At 62.2% G+C, this 323-nt stretch carries 1 pseudogene; it reads right to left on the bottom strand.

The features are described from left to right. Nucleotides 1-254, bottom strand: a pseudogene (locus DIE23_RS39295) (transposase); the annotation flags it as partial. Nucleotides 255-323 lie beyond the last annotated feature (69 nt).

The following is a 323-nucleotide window of genomic DNA, read 5'->3' as shown; positions in this document are numbered from 1 at the left end:
CGCTCAAGCGCGATCATCAGATCCTTCAGCGCACCATCCTGCATCGCCTTGATCTTTCCTCGCTTGGCCGCCACGCGCCACTTCACCGACCGGCCCTTCATTTCATTGCGCTTGTCTACGCCGATATAGCCCGCGTCGCCGAACGCTTCTTGCTCATGACCATGCAACAGCGCGTGCGCTTGTGAAACATCCGACACGTTGGCGGACGTGCCGACCACGCTGTGAACCAGCCCCGAATCGGCATCCACGCCGATGTCGGGTAAGCGCGTGCTGTTGCCAGCACGCGCTCCCCTAAGAACCGGACGTGCGAGTCGCCCCGCATC

Source organism: Burkholderia sp. Bp9143 (assembly GCF_003853645.1).
GTDB lineage: Bacteria > Pseudomonadota > Gammaproteobacteria > Burkholderiales > Burkholderiaceae > Burkholderia.
Note: the sequence above shows the minus strand (reverse complement) of the source record. Positions and strands in the feature narration are given on the sequence as shown.